19 protein-coding genes and 1 tRNA gene are annotated in these 23,138 nt (G+C 45.4%); 12 read left to right on the top strand and 8 right to left on the bottom strand.

Annotation, left to right across the window (positions count from 1 at the left end):
- Positions 1–80: 80 nt before the first annotated feature.
- Positions 81–680: a TetR/AcrR family transcriptional regulator gene (locus MPET_RS14425; protein WP_013329035.1), complete on the bottom strand. Its 600-nt coding sequence runs from the start codon at positions 678–680 to the stop codon at positions 81–83.
- 91 nt (positions 681–771) lie between these two features.
- Between MPET_RS14425 and MPET_RS05580 the strand changes: the two genes are divergently transcribed.
- The 4 genes from MPET_RS05580 to MPET_RS14420 are packed head-to-tail and all read left to right on the top strand — an operon-like array spanning position 772 to position 4,576.
- A complete protein-coding gene (locus tag MPET_RS05580; protein WP_148222190.1) occupies positions 772–2,022 on the top strand; it encodes a COG1361 S-layer family protein in 1,251 nt (416 codons plus the stop codon).
- A complete protein-coding gene (locus MPET_RS05575; RefSeq protein WP_013329033.1) occupies positions 2,022–3,236 on the top strand; it encodes an ABC transporter permease in 1,215 nt (404 codons plus the stop codon). The genes MPET_RS05580 and MPET_RS05575 overlap by 1 nt, the downstream gene beginning before the upstream one ends.
- 4 nt (positions 3,237–3,240) lie before the next feature.
- On the top strand, positions 3,241–3,918 hold the full coding sequence (locus MPET_RS05570; protein WP_013329032.1) for an ABC transporter ATP-binding protein: 678 nt from the start codon (positions 3,241–3,243) through the stop codon (positions 3,916–3,918).
- 34 nt (positions 3,919–3,952) lie between these two features.
- On the top strand, positions 3,953–4,576 hold the full coding sequence (locus tag MPET_RS14420; RefSeq protein WP_013329031.1) for a GNAT family N-acetyltransferase: 624 nt from the start codon (positions 3,953–3,955) through the stop codon (positions 4,574–4,576).
- Between the two features lie 258 nt (positions 4,577–4,834).
- Here the strand turns inward: MPET_RS14420 and MPET_RS05560 are convergent, their stop codons facing one another.
- From MPET_RS05560 to MPET_RS05550, 3 genes are all read right to left on the bottom strand, one after another.
- Positions 4,835–7,126, bottom strand: a complete 2,292-nt coding sequence (locus MPET_RS05560) for an efflux RND transporter permease subunit (RefSeq protein WP_225353852.1) — start codon at positions 7,124–7,126, stop codon at positions 4,835–4,837.
- Positions 7,127–7,199: 73 nt separating this feature from the next.
- Positions 7,200–7,604 carry a hypothetical protein gene (locus MPET_RS05555; protein WP_013329029.1) on the bottom strand — a complete coding sequence of 135 codons (405 nt, stop codon included), beginning with the start codon at positions 7,602–7,604 and terminating at the stop codon, positions 7,200–7,202.
- 131 nt (positions 7,605–7,735) lie between these two features.
- Complete coding sequence (locus MPET_RS05550) at positions 7,736–8,515, bottom strand: TrmB family transcriptional regulator (RefSeq protein WP_013329028.1); 780 nt, start codon at positions 8,513–8,515, stop codon at positions 7,736–7,738.
- Between the two features lie 228 nt (positions 8,516–8,743).
- Between MPET_RS05550 and MPET_RS05545 the strand changes: the two genes are divergently transcribed.
- Complete coding sequence (locus MPET_RS05545) at positions 8,744–10,132, top strand: MATE family efflux transporter (protein ID WP_013329027.1); 1,389 nt, start codon at positions 8,744–8,746, stop codon at positions 10,130–10,132.
- 410 nt (positions 10,133–10,542) lie between these two features.
- On the top strand, positions 10,543–11,106 hold the full coding sequence (locus MPET_RS05540) for a Holliday junction resolvase-like protein (RefSeq protein WP_013329026.1): 564 nt from the start codon (positions 10,543–10,545) through the stop codon (positions 11,104–11,106).
- Positions 11,107–11,333: 227 nt separating this feature from the next.
- On the opposite strand, the gene MPET_RS05535 is transcribed toward MPET_RS05540, so the two are convergent.
- The 3 genes from MPET_RS05535 to MPET_RS05525 form a co-directional block, all read right to left on the bottom strand.
- Positions 11,334–11,418, bottom strand: a tRNA-Leu gene (locus MPET_RS05535).
- Between the two features lie 99 nt (positions 11,419–11,517).
- A complete protein-coding gene (locus MPET_RS05530; protein ID WP_013329025.1) occupies positions 11,518–13,362 on the bottom strand; it encodes an AMP-binding protein in 1,845 nt (614 codons plus the stop codon).
- Between the two features lie 86 nt (positions 13,363–13,448).
- Positions 13,449–15,317, bottom strand: coding sequence for an AMP-binding protein (locus MPET_RS05525; RefSeq protein ID WP_013329024.1), 1,869 nt, complete (start codon positions 15,315–15,317; stop codon positions 13,449–13,451).
- 209 nt (positions 15,318–15,526) lie between these two features.
- On the opposite strand from MPET_RS05525, the gene MPET_RS05520 reads away from it, so the two are divergent.
- The 6 genes from MPET_RS05520 (at position 15,527) to MPET_RS05495 (ending at position 21,300) form a co-directional block, all read left to right on the top strand.
- Complete coding sequence (locus tag MPET_RS05520; protein ID WP_013329023.1) at positions 15,527–16,081, top strand: TATA-box-binding protein; 555 nt, start codon at positions 15,527–15,529, stop codon at positions 16,079–16,081.
- A 141-nt stretch (positions 16,082–16,222) separates the two neighbouring features.
- Complete coding sequence (locus MPET_RS05515; RefSeq protein WP_013329022.1) at positions 16,223–16,738, top strand: DUF6141 family protein; 516 nt, start codon at positions 16,223–16,225, stop codon at positions 16,736–16,738.
- 165 nt (positions 16,739–16,903) lie between these two features.
- Positions 16,904–18,439, top strand: a complete 1,536-nt coding sequence (locus MPET_RS05510) for a 2-isopropylmalate synthase (protein WP_013329021.1) — start codon at positions 16,904–16,906, stop codon at positions 18,437–18,439.
- On the top strand, positions 18,420–19,685 hold the full coding sequence (locus MPET_RS05505) for a 3-isopropylmalate dehydratase large subunit (RefSeq protein ID WP_013329020.1): 1,266 nt from the start codon (positions 18,420–18,422) through the stop codon (positions 19,683–19,685). Before MPET_RS05510 ends, MPET_RS05505 begins: the two co-directional genes overlap by 20 nt.
- 2 nt (positions 19,686–19,687) lie before the next feature.
- A complete protein-coding gene (locus MPET_RS05500) occupies positions 19,688–20,194 on the top strand; it encodes a 3-isopropylmalate dehydratase small subunit (RefSeq protein ID WP_013329019.1) in 507 nt (168 codons plus the stop codon).
- A complete protein-coding gene (locus MPET_RS05495) occupies positions 20,182–21,300 on the top strand; it encodes an isocitrate/isopropylmalate dehydrogenase family protein (RefSeq protein ID WP_013329018.1) in 1,119 nt (372 codons plus the stop codon). The genes MPET_RS05500 and MPET_RS05495 overlap by 13 nt, the downstream gene beginning before the upstream one ends.
- A 92-nt stretch (positions 21,301–21,392) precedes the next feature.
- Here the strand turns inward: MPET_RS05495 and MPET_RS05490 are convergent, their stop codons facing one another.
- Positions 21,393–22,688 carry a hypothetical protein gene (locus tag MPET_RS05490; protein ID WP_013329017.1) on the bottom strand — a complete coding sequence of 432 codons (1,296 nt, stop codon included), beginning with the start codon at positions 22,686–22,688 and terminating at the stop codon, positions 21,393–21,395.
- Positions 22,689–23,138 lie beyond the last annotated feature (450 nt).

Here is a 23,138-nt window from a genome sequence, read left to right as displayed (position 1 = left end):
TTCTTTCCAACAAAATGTTTATTTAGACAATCTGTGAAGATAACCGGAATAATTCTAATTTCAATACCTTTTTTTATTGATTACCCAATAATTTTCGTTATTGTTTCAATCCAGATATTCTTTGCATCCTTCTTTGAAAGACCGAAAAAAATTCTTTCCATCAATCCTTCCATAAGCAGACAGATCGTAACCGACAATTTCTCCAAATCTGTCTCCTCTGGCAGATATCCATTATTGACCTGTTGCGTAAAAAATGCGATTAACCTACGCTCACTCTCTTCTGTTTCAAATTGCAACATCTTTTTAACCGCATTATTTCTTGTAGAAAGTGAAGCGAGTTCATAAATCAGGGGTTCATTTCCCGAGTTCATCCGGACGTACAGATCAAAGAATAATCCATAATTTTCTTTAAAACTTTTATTACTAAATGATTTAAGGAGTTTTTCATCAAACATCGAACTGTGCAGACCTGCCATTGCCCTGAAAAGTTCTTCTTTGCTTTTAAAGTAGACATATAATGTGCCTTTTGTAACCCCTACTTCCGAGGCTATGTCGTCCATGGTAGTGTAATGATATCCTTTTTTTGAAAAAACGATAAAGGCCTTTTCCAGGATCTTCAAACGTGCCTGTTCCTTATATTCGGGCATCACTCTTGGCATGGAATATATTATCTCCACCATACGGTATAAATGCGTGCATATAACTAACTGGCCAGTTAGCTTTATAACTCAATAGAATGTATTAGTTATTGCTAACTCATCGGTTAGTTTAATGAATAATTGGTTTGTAAAGATGGAGAAAATTATGAGAACTTATTTGATTATCGTGGCGATATCTGCCATAATTATCGTGGGTTTTGTTACATCAGTCAGTGCCGGAGACCCTACAGTTACAGTAACAGGTTATGAAGTAAAGCCTTCTGTTTTAATGCCGGGGGAGAAAGGAGTGGTAGAAGTCACACTTAAAAATACAGCCACTACTTCAACAGAAACCAGAATAGTACAGTATAGTGACGGGCCCAGGACCATTACAGCCGATAAAAATCCAACGATTCAAAGTCTTTTCCTCCAGCCCAACGGAATAACAGTTCTGGGAGGGAATAATCAGTTTCTTGGAGATATCGGTCCGGGTCAGGAGATTCAACTTTCTTTTTACATAGAGGCTCCAACAAAACCGGGTATATATTTCCCTGAAGTCTGGGCAGGTGTGAAGGATGCAAAAAACCTTAGATTTCCAGTTCCTGTTAATGTAGATACACAACTCGAATTCAGCAAGAGAGGATACCTGACGGTAAAGGGTGAAATCCCGGAATCAATTCACCCGGGGGATTCTGTTTCCGGCAGCTTGATTATCACAAACGAAGGGCAAAGCAGGGCAGATGAAGTAAAGGTGGATTTGGGTACAATCGAGGAGGTAATCGCGCCAAGGGGCACCGGTAGTTTTTATGCAGGCTCCCTTGATCCGGGAATGTCGAGATCTTTTGATATCGAATTGATCACAGAGCGCAGGGAGCTTACAGGTATCAAATCCATGCCCGTATCGTTGTCATATTATACAATCGAGGGTGAAAAGACAGAATCTGATGACTTCCTCGATGTAATGCTAAAAGGTGAAGGAGAGATCGGGATATCTTCCGTTGAAACAAATCCGGTCAGGGTAATCAATGATGAAAATTTTGACTTGATAATTAGAATCGAGAATACAGGGACCGGTGAAGCCCGGTCACTTACTGCAAAACTCATCATGCAGGACGGTCAGGAATTCCAGGCCTTTGTTGGTAGAATAAAACCCGGAAATGATGCTCCAGCAGTTTTTCTATTTAACGGAATGGAGAGCGGGACATACCCGGCCGATCTGGATATAACCTTTACAGACGACTGGGGGGAGAAAAAGGTAAATGAAAAGATCAGTTTCACTGTAAGCAAATCCAGTGACGAATGGGTGCATGTGGTGCTGATAGGGATTATTATTGGCGGAGGTTACCTGTTTTACCGAAACAGGAAGAAAAAGGAGCAGAGCTGATGATCAATGATCTGAAGGTTTCTCTCTTCCTTGCAATAAAAACCCTTCAAAGAGGAAGTGCCGGAAGCACTATTCTGACAGTAATCATAATTGCAATGGTATTTACCAATATGATCCTTCTCCCCTCCATAATTACCGGGACGATAAAGGATTTCGAGGACAAATCCCTAGACTATTATTTTTCAAATGTGATTATCGAACCAAAAGGGGATAATGATGAGAACATGTTCATTACGAACACCGGAGATCTCGTTGAAGAACTGAACAGGGTGCCCGGTGTTCTAAGGGCATCTCCCAGGTATGTCGCATCTGTTGTTCTTAAACAAAAAGGCAAACGGCTCTTAAACAGCGTGAATGCGGTAGTGCCCCGTGATGAAATTCTTGTCAGTAAAGTTAAAGACAAGATGGTGGAGGGGCAGTATCTGGGTGACAATGACAGGGGAGAGATAATAATCGGCAAACTCCTTGCAGGTAACAGGGACGAATCGGAGGATTTAATCCCGTCTCTTGGAGGAGTCCGGGCAGGTGATTCAATTACAATTGAATTTACAAACGGCGTCACCAAGGAATACAGGATAAAAGGTATCTTTTCAACCGGTCTTATGGAGGTGGATACAATGGCCTTTATTACCTGGACCGATCTCGAAGAAGTTTATGGGGAAGATATCGATGAGGCATCGGCCGTTTATGTGAAAGCAAAGGAAGGAATTAGTGAAAAAGAAGTAAAGACCGCCATCCTGCAGTCAGGAGTCCATGAAAAGGTTAAGACGTGGAGAGAGTTTCTCGGAAAAGCATATGGAAGGGTTGTTCAGAGCTACGGGATTATCAACGATATGACAATGATTGTAAGCCTTGTAATTGCAATCGTCGTAATCTTCATTGTAATCATGATAAAGACGATCAACAACAGGAGGCAGATTGGGATAATGAAGGCCATAGGGCTGAAAAAAAGTATCATTATCAATAATTATCTGTTTCAGGTGATGATCCTCTCCATCCTCGGAACGATCCTCGGAACAGTAATTCTCGGACTTTTAACAGGTTATTTTTCTGTTTACCCTATAAAATTTCCCGAGGGCGACATCGTCCCGTATATACGGTTTACAGACATAATAGGGAATGGAATTGTGCTGCTTGTCTCAGCAGCTGTTGCAGGTTATATTCCGGCGTGGAGGATTGCAAGTGAAGATATTTTAAAGGCGATGAGAGGCTGAAAATATGATAACTACAGATGGTCTCAAAAAATACTATACAATGGGCGACGTCGAAGTTCGTGCATTAAACGGGGTAAGTATACAGATAGAAAAAGGCGAGTTTGTCGGTTTGATGGGACCTTCCGGCTCGGGAAAATCCACCCTTTTACATATGATCGGCCTCCTTGACCGACCGACTTCCGGTGGGATCTTTATTGATGACAAGGATGTCAATTCCCTGTCCGATGAACAGAGAACGATGTTCAGGCTGAATAAACTAGGGTACGTATTCCAGGATTACGCACTAATACCCGAACTTACGGTACTTGAAAATGTTTGCCTGTGCTCTATGGTCAGAGGTGAGGATATTTTGGATTATACAACCAAAGGGATGAATATTTTGAATATCATCGGTCTTTCCGAAAGGACAGGTCACCTCCAGAGGGAGCTTTCGGGAGGCCAGCAGCAGAGGGTTGCGATCGCCAGAGCAATGGTCAGCAGACCAGACATTCTTTTTGCCGACGAACCCTGTGCTAATCTGGATAGTGTAAACTCAAGGATGGTTCTTGACCTTTGTAAGAAGATCAACACCGAGATGAACCAGACAATTGTTATGGTCTCTCATGAGGACTGGCACAGGGAATATTTTGACAAAGTAATATACCTGAAGGACGGTGTCGTTGATTCTATAATAGAGATGTGATGCCGTCAATAAAGCAGCAAATATGGATTGCAGAATGATGAAAAACGCCGACATTAAAATCCGCCCTTTCAGGAGAGAAGATTTCGATCAGGTAAACGGAGTGCTGACCGAAGCGTTTTCCGGAAAAATAGGTTCACTTCTTGACACTGACTGTTCAGAAGCGGCAGAGCTGATGTTAGAGACCGGTTTTTTCTGCAGAAATCCTGTCGACGGGTATTTTGTCGCTGAAACAGAAGGAAATATTGCGGGAGTAATCCTCCTGAAATTTCCCGGACAAATGAGAGAAGATAGTGATTTCAGGCTGATGCCGGTGTTCAGAAGATATGGACTTGTACGGGCACTTAAATTTGCAGCCGGAGCATTGTTGCTTGAAGAGAGTGCAAAAGCAGGGGAATGCTATATCGAATATATTGCAGTCAATACAGATTTCCGTGGTCTTGGAATAGGTTCTGCACTTCTGGAATATGCCATGAATTATGCGGCAGGTAAAGGTTTTTCCTGGCTTACTCTCTGTGCGGCTTCTTCAAATCCGGCGATAAACCTGTACCTGAGATCGGGTTTTATCCAAAAAAAAGAGATTCGGAGCCTTTTAACATACCTTTTCTTCGGACTGGACAAATGGATTTACATGGCAAAGTCAACTGACAAACAATCCTGAAATATTGGATTTATAAAGATTTTGCAGGAAAATAACGCCTAAAATCGACCGTATGGGAACTTCACATGGCATGTTCTTGTTCACATTATACCTATAAGTACAAAAGCCATCCCCCCAGCGGAGCAATCCCGGCCGGTACACAAAAAAAGAAGTCATTCCTATCTAATAAAAAGAGATTGTATGGACATTCTTTCCGGTTACATATGAAGCCTTCCTCATAATTTACATGGAAACCCCTCCAAAACATTTAACGGAAATTTATAACCTCACACCTGCCTCGCCGGCCTTTCTTTTATCTACATAAGTCCTGAACTGCTCGAACAACGCTATTACGGCAGGCATAACGACTATCGCACCAACAAGAGAGAAAGCTACAGTCATTACCGTAGTAATCCCAAAATTCTGGATCATCGGTGATGAAGCAAGTATAAGAGCTGAAAAACCCAAAACGGTCGTGAGGCCGGAGACCGTTATGGCCGTTCCTATCTTCTGGACCGCTGTCTGTATAGACGTTATCATATCTCCTCCTTTTGCCTTTTCTTCCTGATATCTCTCCATGATAAGAATCGTATATTCGCATGCAACACCGATTGTCATTGCCCCAAGACATGCAGTAAGAAGCGAATAGGTCAATCCAAGGCAGTACATAATTAGACTATTCCAGCCAACGATAATCACAATCGGGACAAGAGGGGATATTGCCGAAAACCTCCGGTAAACCAGAAGAAGGTAGATTAATATAAACAAAAATCCGGCATATGTCATCAGATTCTTTGAATCGGAGATCTGCTCCATCATCCAGCTGAACATAACCATCTGGCCCGTAAACGTAACAGTTATCCCGGGATGAGAGCCATACCAGTCAAGATCGTCGTTCAGATTATTTATCAAGGACTGGGTCTTCGGCATGGAAAGATCATTCATAGAGAAATCAATCACTGTCTCGGTATTTCCGGATACGTATTGATTAATTGTATCGGAAGGTATCTCATCCCATATAGCATCGATTTCCTGCTGATTGCCTGGAAGAACACCGTTATTATATTCTTTTATAACAGAGACGATACTTGATACGCCGATAATCTCATCCTGTTTGTTAAGGACATAATTTGAAAAATCATCAATCCATTGCAGTGTATCCACGTCTTTTATTGAATCCCCCTTAATATATGCCGTAATCGAGCTCGTTGATCCGATAGTGCTCTCAATTTTGTTCATAGAGATCTTTGCCGGCATTGTCTGCGAGACCATTGCGTCTTCATCGCAGTCAACAATTATCCTGTCATCAAGCTGTATGCCCACTATACCGACCATCAATAGAACCAATATTACCGCAACCGGATGCCTTGCAATCTTTGCTGCAAGATTTCCCAGGAGAATATCATATTTCTCCATAAAAGATCCCTTGCTGCCCTTTTTCACATTTGGTTTATCATCGCATCCCTTCCATTCCAACTGGCAGGATTCCGCAGAATCAAGAGCGTTCAGTTCTCCTTTTTTCGGTTTATACTTAAAAATCACTGCAAATGTGGGAATTATCAGAAGTGCCGTGATATAACAACAGATAACTCCTACAATGCATATAGTCCCAAAATCTCCCACCATAGGAGCAGGTGCAAGGAGCTTAAGGGCAACAAATCCAAGAGACGTTGCAATCATTGCAAGAAGAACTGCAGGACCGGAATTTGCAACCGTAATAAATACCGCATCTTTTAAAGAGGATGTTTTTCGGATCTCTTCATCCAGTCTCGAATGTAATTGTATTCCATAATCAATTCCAATACCGATAAGAACAGGGAAGGCTGCCACAACAACGGTACTGATCTTTATCCCGGCAAATCCCATCACACCAAAAGTCAGAATTATCCCGCAAAACACAGTAAAAACGGGAAGCATCCTGTAACGCACATGGCCGAAAAGGAACACCATTGCAATTATCATAAGGAGAAGTGCAAGAACTATTAAAGACATAGTGCTGCTTCCCATATCCTCCTGCATCTCGACGGAGAACGCCGGACTACCCGATATGGTAATAGTCACTCCCGCAGGTGGTTCCGAACATTCGAGAACAGATTCCGCCATATTGACAGTTCCTGTCTGAGAGTCATCCGACAATCCTGATTCTAGAGTTATATACATCAGGGAAAGAATAGGGGAAGGCAAAACCGAATCAAGGGCATCACCGGAATTATCCAGAATATTATTTATTTCGGCAGTACTTTGAGGCAAAACTCCATCATTTGCAGATTTCAGGAAAGATGCAAGACTGCTCACCCCGTCTACATACCTTTCGTCCCTGAAATCCTCCTCGAGCGAATCAAGATATTCCAGAACACCCGGTGAAGACAGATCTTCACCCTCAATGATAAGGATAATGGATGACGATCCGAACTCATCCGAATAATGATCGACAAGGGAACCCACCGGCTCATCAAGATTTAGATAAGTCTCGGTTCCGGTCTTCATTGAAACCATTGTAAGGCCGGATATCGCAGCAATCAGCATTACTATAATTAATCCGGCTGCAAGAAACGGTCTCTTATATATCATTTCTGCCAAAAATTCAAAGGGATTTTTCAAAATATATCACTCCTATCTTAATTTATCATATATTCCAGCCAGTTCAGTGAAATTCGGGTTTCCTTTCATCTTTCAAAAGATCATGAAAATTGAAAATTGACATATATTCAGCAATTATCTCTTCGGTAATCATTGCTGCAATAGATTTATCATCTTTATTTCCAGTTTCAATCTTCATATCGGCAGCGAACAGATACATTTTTTCAGGATCTGAAATATAAACCGAATCGCCGGATTGCAAGGCAGATTTTGTGATATTTTCTGACAACCTGTTTTGCAGATCTGTCTCGGCAATATCACCACCATTCAAAAATGAAAGATGGAGAAATTCAATAAGATAGAGATCCTTCTTGGGTGGGATGAAACCGGCTTCTTCCCATAACAAACAGGTTTCACAGGATATATTATTTATAGAAACTTTTTCGGAAATATATGATTCAGGGCTCATGCTAAACCTCCTTCTTCCAGATACCAGTCAAACGGAATCTGAAATCCTAACTATAATTTATTGAATGAAAAGAGTGTTTAAGAGTATGAAACCGGGATAGTTTCACAAATTAAGCGAGTAATATAGAATTTTTACTTTTTTCCAAAAACTTCCGGTGCAAGCAATTCTATAATTTTTTTCTGATTGTATGTAAAGATTATATCATAGGATATTCCTACCAGGTAGCCTGATGATTCGTGAATTGCAACCAATGACTTTCTGCTGTCAATTATTATCAAAACACTCGGACCTTTTTTTGGAAAGTTTTTAGGGAGATCGTCACCGATGAGGCCATCCATTTCGTCAAAAAAATTGATTAATTTTTCATTCATTATATGGAACTTAAACTTATTTTCCAGGGCTTTCAGGTCTTCCGGGACCAGAATTGAAATTTTGATTTTTTTCCTTATTTTAAAAAGTTCACTCTCAATTAATGGATACATTTCAGGATCGTCCAGGAGGATGAATATGTCGTTTTTAGCGCCTTTTAGAAAATTCCTGAGTTTATTCTCTATATTTGCCGGATTTGGGATGTCCCAGAAAAGAGACGGTTTGAGGTTGTTTCTTCTGCTCATGGCAATTATATCTTCTTCAAGCTCGGAAAAATCTGCCAGCACCTGTTTTTTTAATAATGCTATTGTTTCCACAGGATTTACCGGATAATATAAAGCGGGATTGCCTTCGTTTACTCCTATGTAACCTTTTCCGGCAAGCTGATTTAATGTAGAATATATCTTCCCGCGGGGCAGACCTGAGAGCTCGATAATTTCATTTGCAGAAGAGAGGTTCAGCTGAATAATTACCAGGTACGCCCGGGCTTCATATTCCGTAAATCCAAGTTTCAAAAGACTGCCAATCAATTTTTCATTCATTTAGAACACCGGGTTTATTATTCTTTTATTACGAGATTCTCTTTAATTTCATTAAAATCATTTCATAAACGAGTTTGGCCGGAACATCTCTGCTTACATAATAAATTGTTTTGATATCAATTATTTCAGAGATTTGTCCTTTTCATTCGGCCACTTCAGATACAAATCGTGAAACTTTCGCAGTTTCATTAATGATAATTTGCATTTTTTTAAAATGTACATCCGGATATGAGCGAAACAGGATCTTACTGCACAAATATACTCTTGGGAGATTCAAAGAAGGCTCTTATCAGCCTATCCGTTCCGATGATGATCGCAATGCTGATAATGAGTCTCTACAATGTCGTCGATGCCATATGGGTTTCAGGGCTCGGAAACCTTGCACTCGCCGCAACGGGCTTTGTGGCTCCTTTTTACATGGTGATCTACGGAATTGGGAATGGCCTTGGAATGGGAGCTGGTTCCGCAATAGCAAGGCATATCGGCGAAAATAATCATTCCGACGCAAATAATGCAGGCAATCATGCGCTAATTCTTACGATTATAGTAAGTATCATTTCCGCAATCGTTTTTTTCCTCTTTTCGGATTCTTTGTTCGATCTTATCGGTGCCGGGGAGGCAGCGGCGCTTGCCTCTGATTATGCTGTTATTGTCTGTGGTCTTGGTATTTTCACAATTTATTCAAATGTCATAGCAGCAGTTCTCAGGAGCGAAGGGGACGCAAAGCGTTCGATGTACGCATTAATTGCCGGAGGAATCCTGAATATATTTCTTGATCCTGTACTCATCTATATCCTCGGATGGGGGATTACCGGTGCTGCCTGGGCAACGGTAATATCCGTTGCTCTTTCGTCTGTAATCCTATATTACTGGACTATGATCAAAAAGGATACATATGTCAGGTATAATCTGAAATTCTTCTCATTTAAAAAAGAAGTTCTTTCAGATATTTTAAAGGTCGGAGTTCCTGCATCAATCGAGCAGGTATCCATGTCGATAACAATGTTTGTAATCGATTTGATTCTCGTAATTGTTGCAACTGCCAATGCAGTGGCAGTGTATACTGCAGGTTTCAGAGTCCTGTTCGTTGCAATGTCCCCCCTTATTGGAATAGGAACTGCTGTAATGTCAATTGAAGGAGCAGCATATGGTGCACGCAATTTCAAGAAATTACGCGGGAACCTTCTATTCTCTGCAAGATTCGGTTTATTGGTAGGGATCTGCCTCGGACTGCTGATGTATATCTTTGCTCCCTATATTGCGATGGTATTTTCATATACCGAGTCTTCGGCGGATTTAGCCGCCGGCATATCGGAATTCCTTAAAATCATCAGCATTACGCTTCCTTTTCTGGGATTTGGAATATTTGCGGCATCCTTCTTCCAGGGAATCGGAAAGGGTATTCAGTCACTTTGTGTAACACTCTTCCGGAGTGTTATTACGACAATTCTGTTTGCCTGGTTCTTCGGATTATACCTTGACATGGGTGTAACAGGAGTCTGGTACGGAATCGTTGTCGGGGAGATCGCAGGTAATTTAATCGGATTCATTTGGGCATATAAATGGACTCATAATTTTTGTAAAAATATAAACGCTTCACCGGCTGTGCAGATATGAGAAGTTTTCAAAAGTTAAAGATAGTTGCCCTCTTTGTCGCAGGGTGCAACCTCATCATATTTCAGGGAATCACTGTTATATAAAAAAAGAGAATTCATTCCTCCCCGCCCTTGGTGAGGAATTCGGCCGCCCCTTTTCTGATCTGTTTTGTAGTCATTTCGATCTACTTCAGCCGGTAATCAACCGCGACCGGCGTACTCTTTTGACGGAGACCCGCGTTTGCAAGAGGAGGTTTACAGTGCCGTGCAGGGGAGCGACGAAAAGATTTGAGGAGCGGATTCGCACGGCTGTTTGGGCGGTTATTCAGGGGAGGCTGTCGGGCGTTTTTTAGGAGCAATATTTTAGATTTGCGACATTAATGCAGATTGGAAAACTGTATATAGCGAAATGAGACAGAGTTTTAAGATATTATGATTGAATGGGCTCTCATATTTTTATTATTCATTGTTATTTTAGTTTTATTTTACAATTATTCAAAAATAAAGGGTCAAATTGAGCAACAAGCAAGGGTGATTTTTGATTCGTGGAGTCAGAAAAAAAGTGAAGATATTGACAGATGGAAAACAACAGAACTTGAAAGACTTTCCAGTGAAAAAGCACGAATCCAATTTGAAAACTGGAGATTAGCCGAAGAGCAAAATATCCGTACCGATGCAATAAAGCGTAGCCAATCTGTTACCCGAGGAAAAGTTACCGAGTGTCTGATCCCATTCTTTCCAGATTTTCCCTATAATCCTAAGGATGCACGATTTTTGGGGACTCCGGTTGATCTTATTGTCTTTGATGGATTATCAGATGAAGACGAGATACAGGAGGTGGCATTTATCGAGATAAAAACGGGGAAAACAGCTAATTTAAGTAAAAGAGAACGTGCCGTTAGAGATTGCATCAGAGGTGGGCGGGTTCAATATTATACAATTCATCAGTCATTTGATGAGAGTGAGAATCTATTTGTTGATATGAAAGTCAAATGATTACAAATATTTAGCCGCTTAAACTTTCAAACAAACCTGCCCGATCAAAAAATACGAGAGGCAGGATTTGAACCTTCGAACTCCTACAAGATCGGATCTTGAGTCCGGCTCCTTGGAAACGTTCGCTTTTCTTGTGAAGACTGCATTATCAGGGTTTCATTGAATAATAAATAATTGGGCTTTTAATGAAAGTAAAATTAGATTTAAACAACTTAAAATCAAAAAAATGCGAGGGAAGGGATTCGAACCCTCGAACATCTACATGACTAGGCCCTGAACCTAGCGCCTTTGGCCAAGCTCGGCAACCCTCGCTCCAATGCAAATACAATTTTTCGGGATTTAAAACGGGCGAAAGCACTCGCACCGATATTCCTCTATCTTATTGTTGTTCCCTTAAAATAAAGATTGGTTTTAGTCTTCCGCTTCCCTTAGATGCTTCTTCTCCTTTTCGCGAAGTTCGTTCCTCCGGATCTTGCCGGAAATCGTTTTCGGGAGTTCCTCGACGAATTCTATCTCTCTCGGGTACTTGTATGGTGCGGTCACTGTCTTGACATGCTTCTGGATGTCGCGGACGAGTTTTTCGGACGGCTCGAATCCTCCTTTGAGGACAATGAATGCCTTTACGATCATACCCCTTATCGGATCGGGAGTACCGATAACCGCGGACTCCTGCACGGCGGGGTGTTCGATAAGTGCCGATTCGACCTCGAACGGACCGATCCTGTAACCCGAACTCTTTATGACATCGTCGTCGCGGCCGACGAACCAGAAGTAGCCGTCATCGTCCATGTATGCCTTATCGCCGGTATAATAAAATCCGCCGTGGAAGGATTCGGCGGTAGTCTCCGGGCTCCCGAGATATTCTACGAACATCCCGACAGGCCTCGGGTTCGTCTTTACCGCAATTCTTCCCACCTCACCGGTCGGAACAGGTTTTCCGTCCTCGTCGTGAAGCTCGATATGCCAGCCGGGCGAGGGTTTGCCCATCGAACCCGGCTTCACCTTCATCGTCGGGAACGTGCCAAGAACAAGAGTCAGTTCGGTCTGGCCGTATCCTTCGTAGATCTTAAGGCCTGTTCCTTCTTCCCAGATCTTGATGACCTCCGGGTTCAGCGGCTCGCCGGCACTCACGCAGTGGCGAAGAGAAGTCAGGTCGAACTTGTCGAGGTCCGCCATGATCAGCATACGGTATATCGTCGGCGGACAGCAGAATGTCGTCACCCCGTACTTCTCCAGAACAGGCAGGACCTCGGTCGCGTTGAACTTCCCGCGGGAATCATACACCACACTACAGCATCCCTGGATCCACGGGCCAAAGAACTTGCCCCATGAAGATTTCGCCCAGCCGGTGTCGGAGATCGTCAGGTGAATGTCGTTCTTCTTCAGGTCGAGCCAGTATGCCCCGGTAGTGATATGACCTATGGGCAGGGCATGGTTGTGAAGAACCATCTTTGCCTCGCCGGTCGTCCCGGATGTAAAGTATATGACCATCGGGTCCGAGGAGCGGGTCTTTTCGAGGCCGCTTACTGCAAGTTTGCTGGAGACCGGGGCAGGATAATCGAGCTCGACGAGATAACTGACCCAGCCCTCCATATCTCCGTTGACGACAAGCCTTGACTTGAGAGACTGGCACTGGCTGCAGATCTGGTTGATCTTCGGGGCGTTCTCCATGTCGGTTACGATCATCTTGATGTTCGCGGCGTTGATCCTGTAGACCAGATCCTTCGTCGTCAGCATCGTCGGGCACGGGACAAAAACTGCACCAAGTTTTATGCATGCGATCGCAAAGAACCACCATTCCGGAACACGGTGGAGCATAATCGCCACCAGATCGCCCTTCTTGATCCCGTATTTGAGCAGCATGTTAGCCGCCTCGTTCGAACGGTTCCTCAGGTCGCGGAAGGTGAATATCTTCTCGTCGCCGGCCAGGTTGGACCATATCATCGCGATCTTATTCCTGTCGATCTTCGCCCAGGCATCGATTACATCGAAACCGAAGTTAAAAAAGTCCGGGACTGTGACATGGAAATTATTATACAGATCATCATAATCTGTTACATTCGGAATATTTTCAGGAATCCTGTCCCGCAGGGAGAGCAGATCGGACAATCCCTGGCCGTCGGGAAGGACGCTCTCGTCCGCCGAATTCAGGCAGGAGCGGCCGATCCATTCGGAACGTGAGATCCCTTTTTTTTCAGACAGTTCGTCGATTTTTCCGACGAGACCATCATCCATTGTTACGGAGAAGCGCACCATATCAATAAAATTTATGGTGCATAGTATTTAGGCTTAATCAGTTAGGCGCACCAGAACAGTGAAAAAATAAATTGAAAAATTGAAATCTATTCCCTTTTCCTGAATGCCTTGAGCTCCCTGTCCCTCAGTTCGTTCCTTTTGATCTTTCCGGAAAGAGTCTTGGGCAGTTCATCAACAAATTCGATCGCTCTTGGGTACTTGTACGGTGCCGTCACTGTCTTGACGTATTTCTGGATGTCCCTCACGAGATCTTCCGACGGTGTGTATCCTTTGTTGAGTACGACAAACGCCTTGACGATAAGACCGCGTATCCTGTCGGGAGATCCTACGACGGCCGATTCCTGGACTGCCGGGTGTTCGAGAAGCGCCGATTCGACCTCGAACGGACCAATCCTGTACCCCGAACTCTTTATGACATCGTCGTTGCGGCCGACAAACCAGAAGTAACCGTCCTCGTCCCTGTACGCCTTGTCGCCGGTATAATAAAATCCGTTCCGGAAAGATTCTGCGTTCGCCTCGGGGTTGTCGATGTACTCGACGACAAGCCCCACCGGCCTCGGGTTGAGAGAGATGGCAATCCTTCCCTCCTCGTGAATTCCGACAGGTTTCCCGTCGTCATCATGAAGCTCGATGTGCCATCCCGGCGAAGGCTTGCCCATAGAACCTGGTTTGTTCCTGATGCAGGGGAAAGATGAAATTGCACAGCATGTTTCAGTCTGCCCGTATCCTTCATAGATTGTGCAGCCCGTTCCCTCCTTCCAAACCTTGATGACCTCCGGGTTCAGCGGTTCGCCGGCACTGGTGCAGTGACGGAGTTCGCGAAGATCGAACTTGCTCAGGTCTGCAAGAATGAGCATTCTGTACACTGTCGGCGGTGCGCAGAAGCTCGTCACCTCGTACTTTTCGATGAAAGGAAGCAGTTTCGTGGCCTCGAAATGCCCCCTCACATCGATGATGAGCTGGCAGGCGCCCGCAATCCACTGCCCGAATATCTTGCCCCAGGCACATTTCGCCCAGCCGGTGTCGGAGTACGTAAAGTGGACGTCATTTGGTGTCAGGTCATGCCATAGTTCGGCGGTCACCCTGTGACCGAGAGGATATGCATTATTATGAAGAACCATCTTTGGTTCGCCGGTAGTCCCGGATGTAAAATAGATCAGCATCGGGTCGTCGGCATATGTAGTAAAGCTCTCGGGCATGCTGACAGATTTATGTGAAACCGGTGCAGGATAAAGCAGTTCGAGAGGATAACTCGCCCAGCCCTCGAGTTCGCCGTCGACTACGAATCTCGAACGGAGAGACGGACACTCCTTGCAGATCTCATTGATCTTCGGAGCATTCTCGAGATCGGTGATGACCATCTTGAACTTTCCTACATTTATCCTGTACTTGAGATCCTTTGGTGTAAGAAGGACAGGACACGGGCAGACAACCGCACCGAGTTTGATAATACCTATGACGAAGATCCACCACTCGGGGATACGTGGCAGCATTATAAGGATGCGATCCCCTTTGTTGATATCGTATTTCAGAAGAATATTCGCCGCCTGGTTCGAGAGATTCTTCAGGTCGCGGAAAGAGTACTTCTTCTCGCTGCCCTGGGTGTTCACCCAGATCATCGCGAGTTTGTTTCTCTCCCTGTCGGCCCACTGGTCGATGACATCATACCCGAAATTGAATTTCTCGGGGACTTCGATCCTGAAATTTTTATAGGCATAGTCGTAGTCGGTCATATTCTGCGGTTTGTAGCGTATATCAAAACCCAGATCTCCGTTTGCAGGACCGATGTTATTCCTGACACGATCGATCTCGCTCTCCGGGATTCTCCAAAGCCGGCCAACTTTCATACCTTTCATTGTACCGTCACGCAGCCATGCATGAACCGTTCTCGTCTCAACTCTGAGCCTGTCTGCAACCTCCTGCGGGGTGTAGAAAGGAGCCTTTGACGTACTCATACATCAATGTTAGTTAAAATCACCTATAATCTTTTTCAGATCCGGGAACATACATCGCCCCAACAAAACTTCCGACAACCAAATACATTGCATACACGCAGACAGTGTATGAAAATGAGTAAACAGCCGACCGCCAACCGGTCCCACAAGATAAAATCCCGACCCGGATTAGTTAGTCTTATGGTCAAATGCCCTAATATGAATAAGAGATGTCTGATAACAAATACAAGAATTTGAAGATAGAAAATATCGTAGCATCCGGTGTGATTGCCGATTCCATAGATCTCGAGGATATCGCAGAAAAAATCGAAAACTGCGAACTCAATAAGAAGAAGTTCCCGGGCGCGGTCTTCAGGATTGAAAACCCGAAGGTTGCGGTTTTGGTTTTCTCATCGGGAAAGATCGTAATGACAGGAATCAGGAGAGAGGAAGACCTCAAGCTCGGCCTCGACTATCTCATGAAGGAACTGAAAGCGGCGGGAGTTTCAACATTCGATGTACCCGATGTTGCGATAACGAATATGGTCTGCTCCTACGATACCGAAAAGCAGATCAACCTCAACAGGATCGTAGTCGCCCTGAATCTTGAAAACATCGAATACGAGCCCGAACAATTTCCCGGCCTTGTATACCGCCTCGACGATCCCAAGATTGTAGCTCTTCTTTTCTCATCCGGAAAAGTCATCCTTACAGGCGGAAGAAACCTCGACGATGTCAGGGCAGGACTCGACAAACTTGAAAAACAACTTGAAAGCATACTCTGATTTCAATTCTAAATTAATTCATTCAGACTTTTTTCTTTGAAGTTTGTAATTTCCTGAATTTTGCTGCTATCGCAGGGATAAGGGTTTCGTGCCATCTCCCTGAAAGTTATAAATCGCCGAAATGTGAATTTAAGGTAAGATATGAAGAAAGAAGAATCTCCTGCGGAATTCTACGAGGCCCAGTACATGGCGAAGGACCAGCCCCTGATGGTCATAGTCGTGTGGGCGATCGCAATATTTTCATGGGGCATATTCGCCGTCCAGGTGGTCCTCGGCATCCCCGTCGGGAACAATCCAGCACCCGACAGTGCCGTGTGGGTGATAATGGTCATTTTCGGAATCCTCTTTCCGCTGTTCATGTTCAGCCTCCGTCTCGAAACGAGAGTAATGAACGGGGTGTTCGGCTACCGCTACTTCCCGGTGCACCTGAAGTGGAGAACCATAAAATCCCACGATATCAAAAAGGCGGAGGTCGTGGATTACAGCGGGCTCCGCGAGTTTGGAGGCTGGGGCATCAGGTGGAACAGGCGCGGAAAGGCGTACACCGTTGCAGGCCGGGGAGGTGTCCGGTTCACCCTTAAAGGGAAGAAGGAGATCCTTTTCGGGTCGAAGAAGCCTGAAGAGCTCCTGACGGCTTTAAACCGGCGAAGCGAGTGATCTATAAATGTGGTGCAGTCAGGATTTATAATACATATATTTTGGTGCACCCCAACTGTATCATTCTTTATTTTCGGTGCGAATTGCAACACTCTTAAATATTATATGGAGCTAATGTAATCTGCATGTCATCAAAACGTTTTGATGCAGGAGTAGTCGCAACAGATGCGGCAGGTCGCTTTCTTTGGCGATAAGAATAGTTCTACGAAGAAAATTTCTGTTTTTGATACGACTTTAAGAGACGGGGAACAAACGCCTGGCGTCTCGTTCACTCTCGACCAGAAGCTCGATATTGCTAGAGCGATATCCGGGATGGGCGTATCCGTAATTGAGGCAGGTTTTCCGGCATCTTCGGAATCCGAGTTCGAGACCGTGAAGATGATAAGCTCGCTCGGGCTGGAAGCGGACATCTGCGGTCTGGCAAGGTCTGTTGTATCCGATGTCGACAGGTGCATCGAGTGTGATGTCGATATGGTGCACGTGTTCATACCCACGTCCGATGTCCAGCGGGAGAATACCATCCGAAAGACCCGCGAAGAAGTTCTTGAGATCACATCGAGGATCGTCGGGTATGCACGGGAGAACGTGGATAAGGTTCTCTTCTCGGCGATGGATGCGACGAGGACCGAAGTTCCGTACCTGAGCGAGGTCTTTAAGGCCGCGGTCGACGCGGGAGCGACGACGATAAACGTGCCCGACACCGTGGGAGTCGCGACTCCTTCGTCGATGAGCGCCCTGATATCTGCCATCCGCGAGGATGTGAAATGCCCGATCGACGTTCACTGCCACAACGATTTTTCGATGGCGGTCGCGAACTCGGTATCCGCCGTGGAGGCCGGGGCATCGCAGGTGCAGGTCACGGTCAACGGAATAGGCGAGAGAGCCGGAAATGCGGACTTCGCTTCGACCGTTATGGCACTTGAATCGATCCTCGGATTTGATACTGGTGTTAAGACCGAGAACCTGGTGAAGGTATCGCGTATGGTCTCGAGATACTCGGGAATTTCTGTTCTGCCAGTCCACCCCGTCGTCGGCGACAATGCTTTTGCACATGAGAGCGGAATCCACTCTCACGGCGTTATTGCAAACTCCAGCACATTCGAGCCGGGAATCATGACCCCCGAGATGGTCGGCCACAGGAGAAGGCTGAAGCTCGGCAAGCACGTCGGCAAGCACGCCGTCCGCCAGATGCTCGACCAGGTGGGGATGAATCCTTCGGAAGACGAACTGGATGCAATCGTCGCAAAGATCAAGGAGATCGCATCGCACGGAAAGAAGATCGAGGAGAACGACCTCTACGAGATCGCCGATAACGTCTGCGGAACCGGTGTTGTGGTGAAGGATATAACCCTGGACGGCTTCGCGGTGATGACTGGAAGCCATGTCCTGCCGTCCGCGACGGTCAAGGCGATCGTCAACGGCGAGGAGAAGGTCTCGTGCATGACCGGCAACGGTTCGGTCGATGCCGCGATGAAGGCCCTGCTGAATGTAGTCCCTAAGGAGGTCATCCTAAAGGACTTCAACGTGGCCGCGATATCAGGCGGAAGCGATGCTATCGGCCACGTATCTATCGCGGTCGAGGACGAGAACGGCCGGGTGTTCGACGCCGGGGCTTCGAGTTCCGATATTGTGATGGCTTCGGTAGAGGCGATGGTCAACGCACTGAATCTGGTGTACAGATATGACAAAAACGATAACTGAAAAGATATTTTCCCGTAAATGCGGGTGTGACGTATCGGCTGGAGAAATGAGGGTTGTGCCCGTTGACGCGGCGATGGTCCATGATATTACCGGCCCGCTCGCCGTCAACATGTTCCACAGGATGAAGGGCGGAAAGGTCTTCGACCCGGAGAAGATTATCATGATCTTCGACCACCAGGTCCCGGCCGACTCGATTACCGCCGCCGAGAACCACATCATGATGAGGGAGTTCGCGAAGGAGCAGGGGATATATAATTATGACGTAAAGGAGGGTATCTGCCACCAGGTCGCGCTCGAAACGGGAAAGATCATGCCCGGGGACATAGTCGTGGGCGTCGATTCGCACACATGTACATATGGTGCGGTCGGTGCGTTTTCGACCGGAATCGGCTCGACTGACATGGGATTCGTCCTCCGTTTCGGGGCCCTGTATTTCAGGATTCCCGAGAGCGTCCGCATCGAGGCCGACGGGAAGTTCGCACCCCGTGTAGGAGCAAAAGACCTCATCATGAAGACCATAGGAGATATCGGTGCGGACGGTGCGACCTACCGTGCGGCTGAGTTCACCGGGCAGGCATTCGAGGAGATGGAGATTCCCGGGAGGATGACATGCTGCAATATGGCGATCGAGATGGGCGGAAAGGCAGGGATCGTCCCGCCTGACGAGAAGACCCGGAAGTGGCTCTCGCAGTGGGGCGATGTCGATGCGGCAAAGGCCGGATCTTTCGACCTGAAGGCCGACGAGGGCGCTGCATATGCGGGAAAGGTGGAGTACGATGTCGGTGATCTCGTCCCGCAGGTCGCGGTTCCGCATAATGTCGATAACGTCGTAGACATAGACGAGGTCGAGGGAACACATCTTGACCAGGTCTTCATCGGCTCCTGCACGAACGGGAGATACGAGGACTTCGCCGAGGCCGCAGAGGTCATGGGTGCCAGGAAGTTCTCGCCGGATGTCAGGGTGATCGCGATCCCGGCTTCGAGGACGGAGTACCTGAAATGCCTCAGGGCAGGAATCATCGAGAAGTTCGTCGAGGCCGGCGCACTATTCGAGGCCCCGTGCTGCGGACCGTGTATGGGAGGCGCTTTCGGCCTGATTGGCGTAGAGGAGGTCTCGCTTTCGACATCCAACCGCAACTTCCGCGGAAGGCAGGGCAGCACGAAGGGCGAGGTATACCTCTGCTCCCCGGCGACTGCGGCTGCAAGTGCGATCAAAGGCGTGATAACCGACCCGAGGGAGGTGTGAACATGAGTGATATGAGAGGTACGAGAATTTGGAAGTTCGGGGACGACATAGATACAGACGCGATAATTCCGGGAAGGTTCCTGACGATATACGACCCGAAGGAGCTTGCTTCCCATGCCTTCGAGGGGACCCGCGACGAGTTCCCGAAAGAGGCAAAGCAGGGCGATGTGATAGTCGGTGGAAGGAACTTCGGCTGCGGCTCGTCGAGAGAGCATGCACCGATCGCCCTTAAGGGTGCGGGGATCGAGATGGTCGTCGCGAAGTCGTTTGCGAGAATATTCTACAGGAACTGCATCAACACGGGTCTCCTCCCCGTGGTCTGCCCGGAGGCGGACAAGATATCGGAGGATGATACGATAACGCCCCGCCTCGACGAAGGATATATCGAGGTTTCGGGAAAGAAATTCGCGACCGAGCCGGTGCCGGAGTTCCTCTCGAAGATAATCGAGGCCGGCGGTCTGGTCGAATATGCAAAAGGAATAGACGAGGTCGAAACATGTATAAAGTAGCCTCAATAGGCGGAGACGGTATAGGACCGGAGATCCTTGCGACAGGCATTCAGGTCCTGGATGCAGCGGGGGAGAAGTTCGGGTTCGATATAGACTGGACTGATTACGATATCGGTGCTGACAGGTACTTAAAGACCGGCGAGCTGATCTCCGAGGACGAATTAAAGGAGCTCTCCGGGTTCCCGGCGATCTACTTCGGTGCGATCGGCGACGAGCGTGTGAAGCCCGGAATCCTGGAGAAGGGCATCCTGCTTGCACTCAGGTTCTACTTCGACCAGTACGTGAACCTCAGGCCGATCAAGCTCCTGAAAGGTGTCGACACTCCTCTTGCGAATAAGAAGCCGGAGGACATCGATTTCGTCGTCGTCCGCGAGAACACCGAGGATTTCTATGTCGGGATCGGTGCGAGGGCGAAGGCAGGGAAGCAGAGGGACGAGCTCTCGGTCGTCCGCGATCTTTACAACGTGAAGTTCGGGATCGATGTTGAGACCGATGCCGACGAACTTGCGTACCAGATCGGCGTCCTGAGCAGGCAGGGCTCGAAGCGTGTGATGGAGTACGCGTTCGATCTTGCCCGGTCCCGCGACAAAAAGCTCACGTCGGTCGACAAGGCGAACGTGCTTACGGATGTCTACGGCCTGTGGCGTGAGGTCTTCGAGGAGACCGCGAAGGGCTACCCCGATGTAAAAACGGAATACAACTTCGTCGATGCGGTTACGATGTGGTTCGTCAAGAACCCGGAGTGGTTCGATGTCGTCGTCACCCCGAATATGTTCGGCGACATTATCACCGATCTCGGTGCGATGATCCAGGGCGGACTTGGCCTGGCGCCGGGCGGAAACATCAACCCGAAGGGAACCTCGATGTTCGAGCCGATTCACGGGTCGGCCCCGAAGTACAAGGGCAAAAACGTGGCGAACCCGCTTGCGACGATCTGGGCCGGTGCACTTCTTCTCGACACGCTCGGGGAGAAGGAGGCGGCGGATGCGATAGTCTCTTCGATCGAGAGATCGATTACAAGCGGATCGGTGACCAAAGACATGGGAGGATCATTGAGCACCTCTGATGTCGGCGACTGGATCGCGAAGGACGTTTTGAACGGTTAAAATACTGATTTCAGAATAATGTAATAATCTTTTTTTTTAATTGGATTTTTATCTCACTTAATTTTGTAGATAGAATCTATGTAACAGTCCAATTATTTCTCTTTATTTTGATCTTCACTTCTTTGCAATGCAAATATTAGTTCCTTATTCCCTCTAGATATTTCAGAAATTATCGTTATCAGAGCTTCAGACTCAACTCTGTGTGTTCCAATATATCCCGAACGAATTAGGCTAATAAAATCTGATTCTCTAAGATAAGTACCTTCAAGAGCAGGATAATCTATTCGAATCCCACCTCTTGGACCAATTGCTTTGTGAGAATTTAGTATTTTATTGAGATGATCCAGAGAAATTATATAGGATTTTATATTAGATTCAGTGCACCTTCTCTGTACAAATTTGAAATAAAATGGTTCACGGTTAAGGCGATAGTCGGTGGCATTTGATTTTATTTCTGGTATTTTCATTCTTGATATTTCATCTTTTGTTTGATTATCTAATCTGAATATCCAATTCTTATTGTCAGAAGCTTCTTCAAGCATTTTGTATTGAACCATAACAATACTACCCAATGTTTGGTTGTAGTATATGAGATCAACCCCGAATGCTTCTTCAAGATAATTCCTGTTTGCAGTATATACCTCAAGACGTTCTCCATTTTTTAAAAATACTGCTTTTCCAGTTATATCCATGTTCTTCAGTAAGTATCCTTCAATTTGAGAAACATCCCTTTGAATGACATTGTCTTCACGAATATAGATCGGATTTAAACTGCTTAATGCGGTGGATGAATTTGATTTGATAAATAGCTCTCTAGGAACAGATCTAAGGTTATAGCCAAATATCTCTAAAGCAGTTTTTAGTGCATTTTCACGATTTATTTCTAAATCAGATTTTGTTTGTATCCCTGGGAGATTATTTGTAATTGATTCAAGTATTTTTTGATTTTGTGGATCTTCTGCTATGATGCCGATTATATGCGAACTCAGACGAGGAGTGAGGGGTTCAATTTTGATTTTTTCTTTTAAGTGTTCATTAAATTGATTTTTAAAGCGTTTATTTGAGATTTTGTTACATAATAATTCTAGAGAGGGTATGTTAATTGGATAAAGTTGTACTATTGTCAATCGTGAATCCAATGTTGATACTGCTGCTTTTCTCTTCATTATCCCAATATAACATTGATGTTCGTGGGGAAAATCAAATTCAAACAAGCAGATTGTAGGAAGTTTTAAACAGTTCACTTCATTATGAGGCCTTGCAAATGTTACTTGTCCATTTCCACCTCCAGATGAGTAAGCAAGAGATTCAGAATCATCTCTGTTAAATGCTTTTATGATAATGGGTTTTTTTTCAACCCACTTTGAAAGTTTGTCAATATTATTCATATTCTCTTCTGATTCCTTTCTGAAATAAAATCCCTTTGTTTTATCTGATCTAACAAAACAATGTTACTTTAATTTCATCTCAACAAACCCAAGAAAATTCTGTCTAAATTCGATGGGAAAGGACGCATAATCAATTTAAATGCTCTTTTTTGTATTAGGTATTTGTATATTTTTACTTTCACTCTATGTGGCGTTTTTTATTATTTTATAATTCTGAAATTCTTGTACAGGTGAAGATTATGCAAAAAGAATTGAAAAAATTCTTGATACTCCTTATAGTCGTATTATGGTTTGGAGGATTGAGTGGTCTTTTCAACATCCTATATGTAACTTTATTCCTAGCATTCATCACGGTTTGTATTGCAATAAAATTATTCTGGACGGATATTCTTATTGTCATTGGAAAATTTATTTCTAGTTTTATTATACCAAAAAGATGGTAATTTCAAT

Origin of the sequence: Methanolacinia petrolearia DSM 11571 (assembly GCF_000147875.1) — an archaeon.
Taxonomy (GTDB): domain Archaea; phylum Halobacteriota; class Methanomicrobia; order Methanomicrobiales; family Methanomicrobiaceae; genus Methanolacinia; species Methanolacinia petrolearia.
Note: the sequence above shows the minus strand (reverse complement) of the source record. Positions and strands in the feature narration are given on the sequence as shown.

Excerpts from the sequence above, each read along its gene's own strand:
- MPET_RS14425 (WP_013329035.1), bottom strand. The coding sequence starts at position 680 with ATGGTGGAGATAATATATTCCATGCCAAGAGTGATGCCCGAATATAAG.
- MPET_RS05580 (WP_148222190.1), top strand. The coding sequence starts at position 772 with ATGAATAATTGGTTTGTAAAGATGGAGAAAATTATGAGAACTTATTTG.
- MPET_RS05575 (WP_013329033.1), top strand. The coding sequence starts at position 2,022 with ATGATCAATGATCTGAAGGTTTCTCTCTTCCTTGCAATAAAAACCCTT.
- MPET_RS05570 (WP_013329032.1), top strand. The coding sequence starts at position 3,241 with ATGATAACTACAGATGGTCTCAAAAAATACTATACAATGGGCGACGTC.
- MPET_RS14420 (WP_013329031.1), top strand. The coding sequence starts at position 3,953 with ATGATGAAAAACGCCGACATTAAAATCCGCCCTTTCAGGAGAGAAGAT.
- MPET_RS05560 (WP_225353852.1), bottom strand. The coding sequence starts at position 7,126 with ATGATATATAAGAGACCGTTTCTTGCAGCCGGATTAATTATAGTAATG.
- MPET_RS05555 (WP_013329029.1), bottom strand. The coding sequence starts at position 7,604 with ATGAGCCCTGAATCATATATTTCCGAAAAAGTTTCTATAAATAATATA.
- MPET_RS05550 (WP_013329028.1), bottom strand. The coding sequence starts at position 8,515 with ATGAATGAAAAATTGATTGGCAGTCTTTTGAAACTTGGATTTACGGAA.
- MPET_RS05545 (WP_013329027.1), top strand. The coding sequence starts at position 8,744 with ATGAGCGAAACAGGATCTTACTGCACAAATATACTCTTGGGAGATTCA.
- MPET_RS05540 (WP_013329026.1), top strand. The coding sequence starts at position 10,543 with ATGATTGAATGGGCTCTCATATTTTTATTATTCATTGTTATTTTAGTT.
- MPET_RS05530 (WP_013329025.1), bottom strand. The coding sequence starts at position 13,362 with ATGGTGCGCTTCTCCGTAACAATGGATGATGGTCTCGTCGGAAAAATC.
- MPET_RS05525 (WP_013329024.1), bottom strand. The coding sequence starts at position 15,317 with ATGAGTACGTCAAAGGCTCCTTTCTACACCCCGCAGGAGGTTGCAGAC.
- MPET_RS05520 (WP_013329023.1), top strand. The coding sequence starts at position 15,527 with ATGTCTGATAACAAATACAAGAATTTGAAGATAGAAAATATCGTAGCA.
- MPET_RS05515 (WP_013329022.1), top strand. The coding sequence starts at position 16,223 with ATGAAGAAAGAAGAATCTCCTGCGGAATTCTACGAGGCCCAGTACATG.
- MPET_RS05510 (WP_013329021.1), top strand. The coding sequence starts at position 16,904 with ATGCGGCAGGTCGCTTTCTTTGGCGATAAGAATAGTTCTACGAAGAAA.
- MPET_RS05505 (WP_013329020.1), top strand. The coding sequence starts at position 18,420 with ATGACAAAAACGATAACTGAAAAGATATTTTCCCGTAAATGCGGGTGT.
- MPET_RS05500 (WP_013329019.1), top strand. The coding sequence starts at position 19,688 with ATGAGTGATATGAGAGGTACGAGAATTTGGAAGTTCGGGGACGACATA.
- MPET_RS05495 (WP_013329018.1), top strand. The coding sequence starts at position 20,182 with ATGTATAAAGTAGCCTCAATAGGCGGAGACGGTATAGGACCGGAGATC.
- MPET_RS05490 (WP_013329017.1), bottom strand. The coding sequence starts at position 22,688 with ATGAATAATATTGACAAACTTTCAAAGTGGGTTGAAAAAAAACCCATT.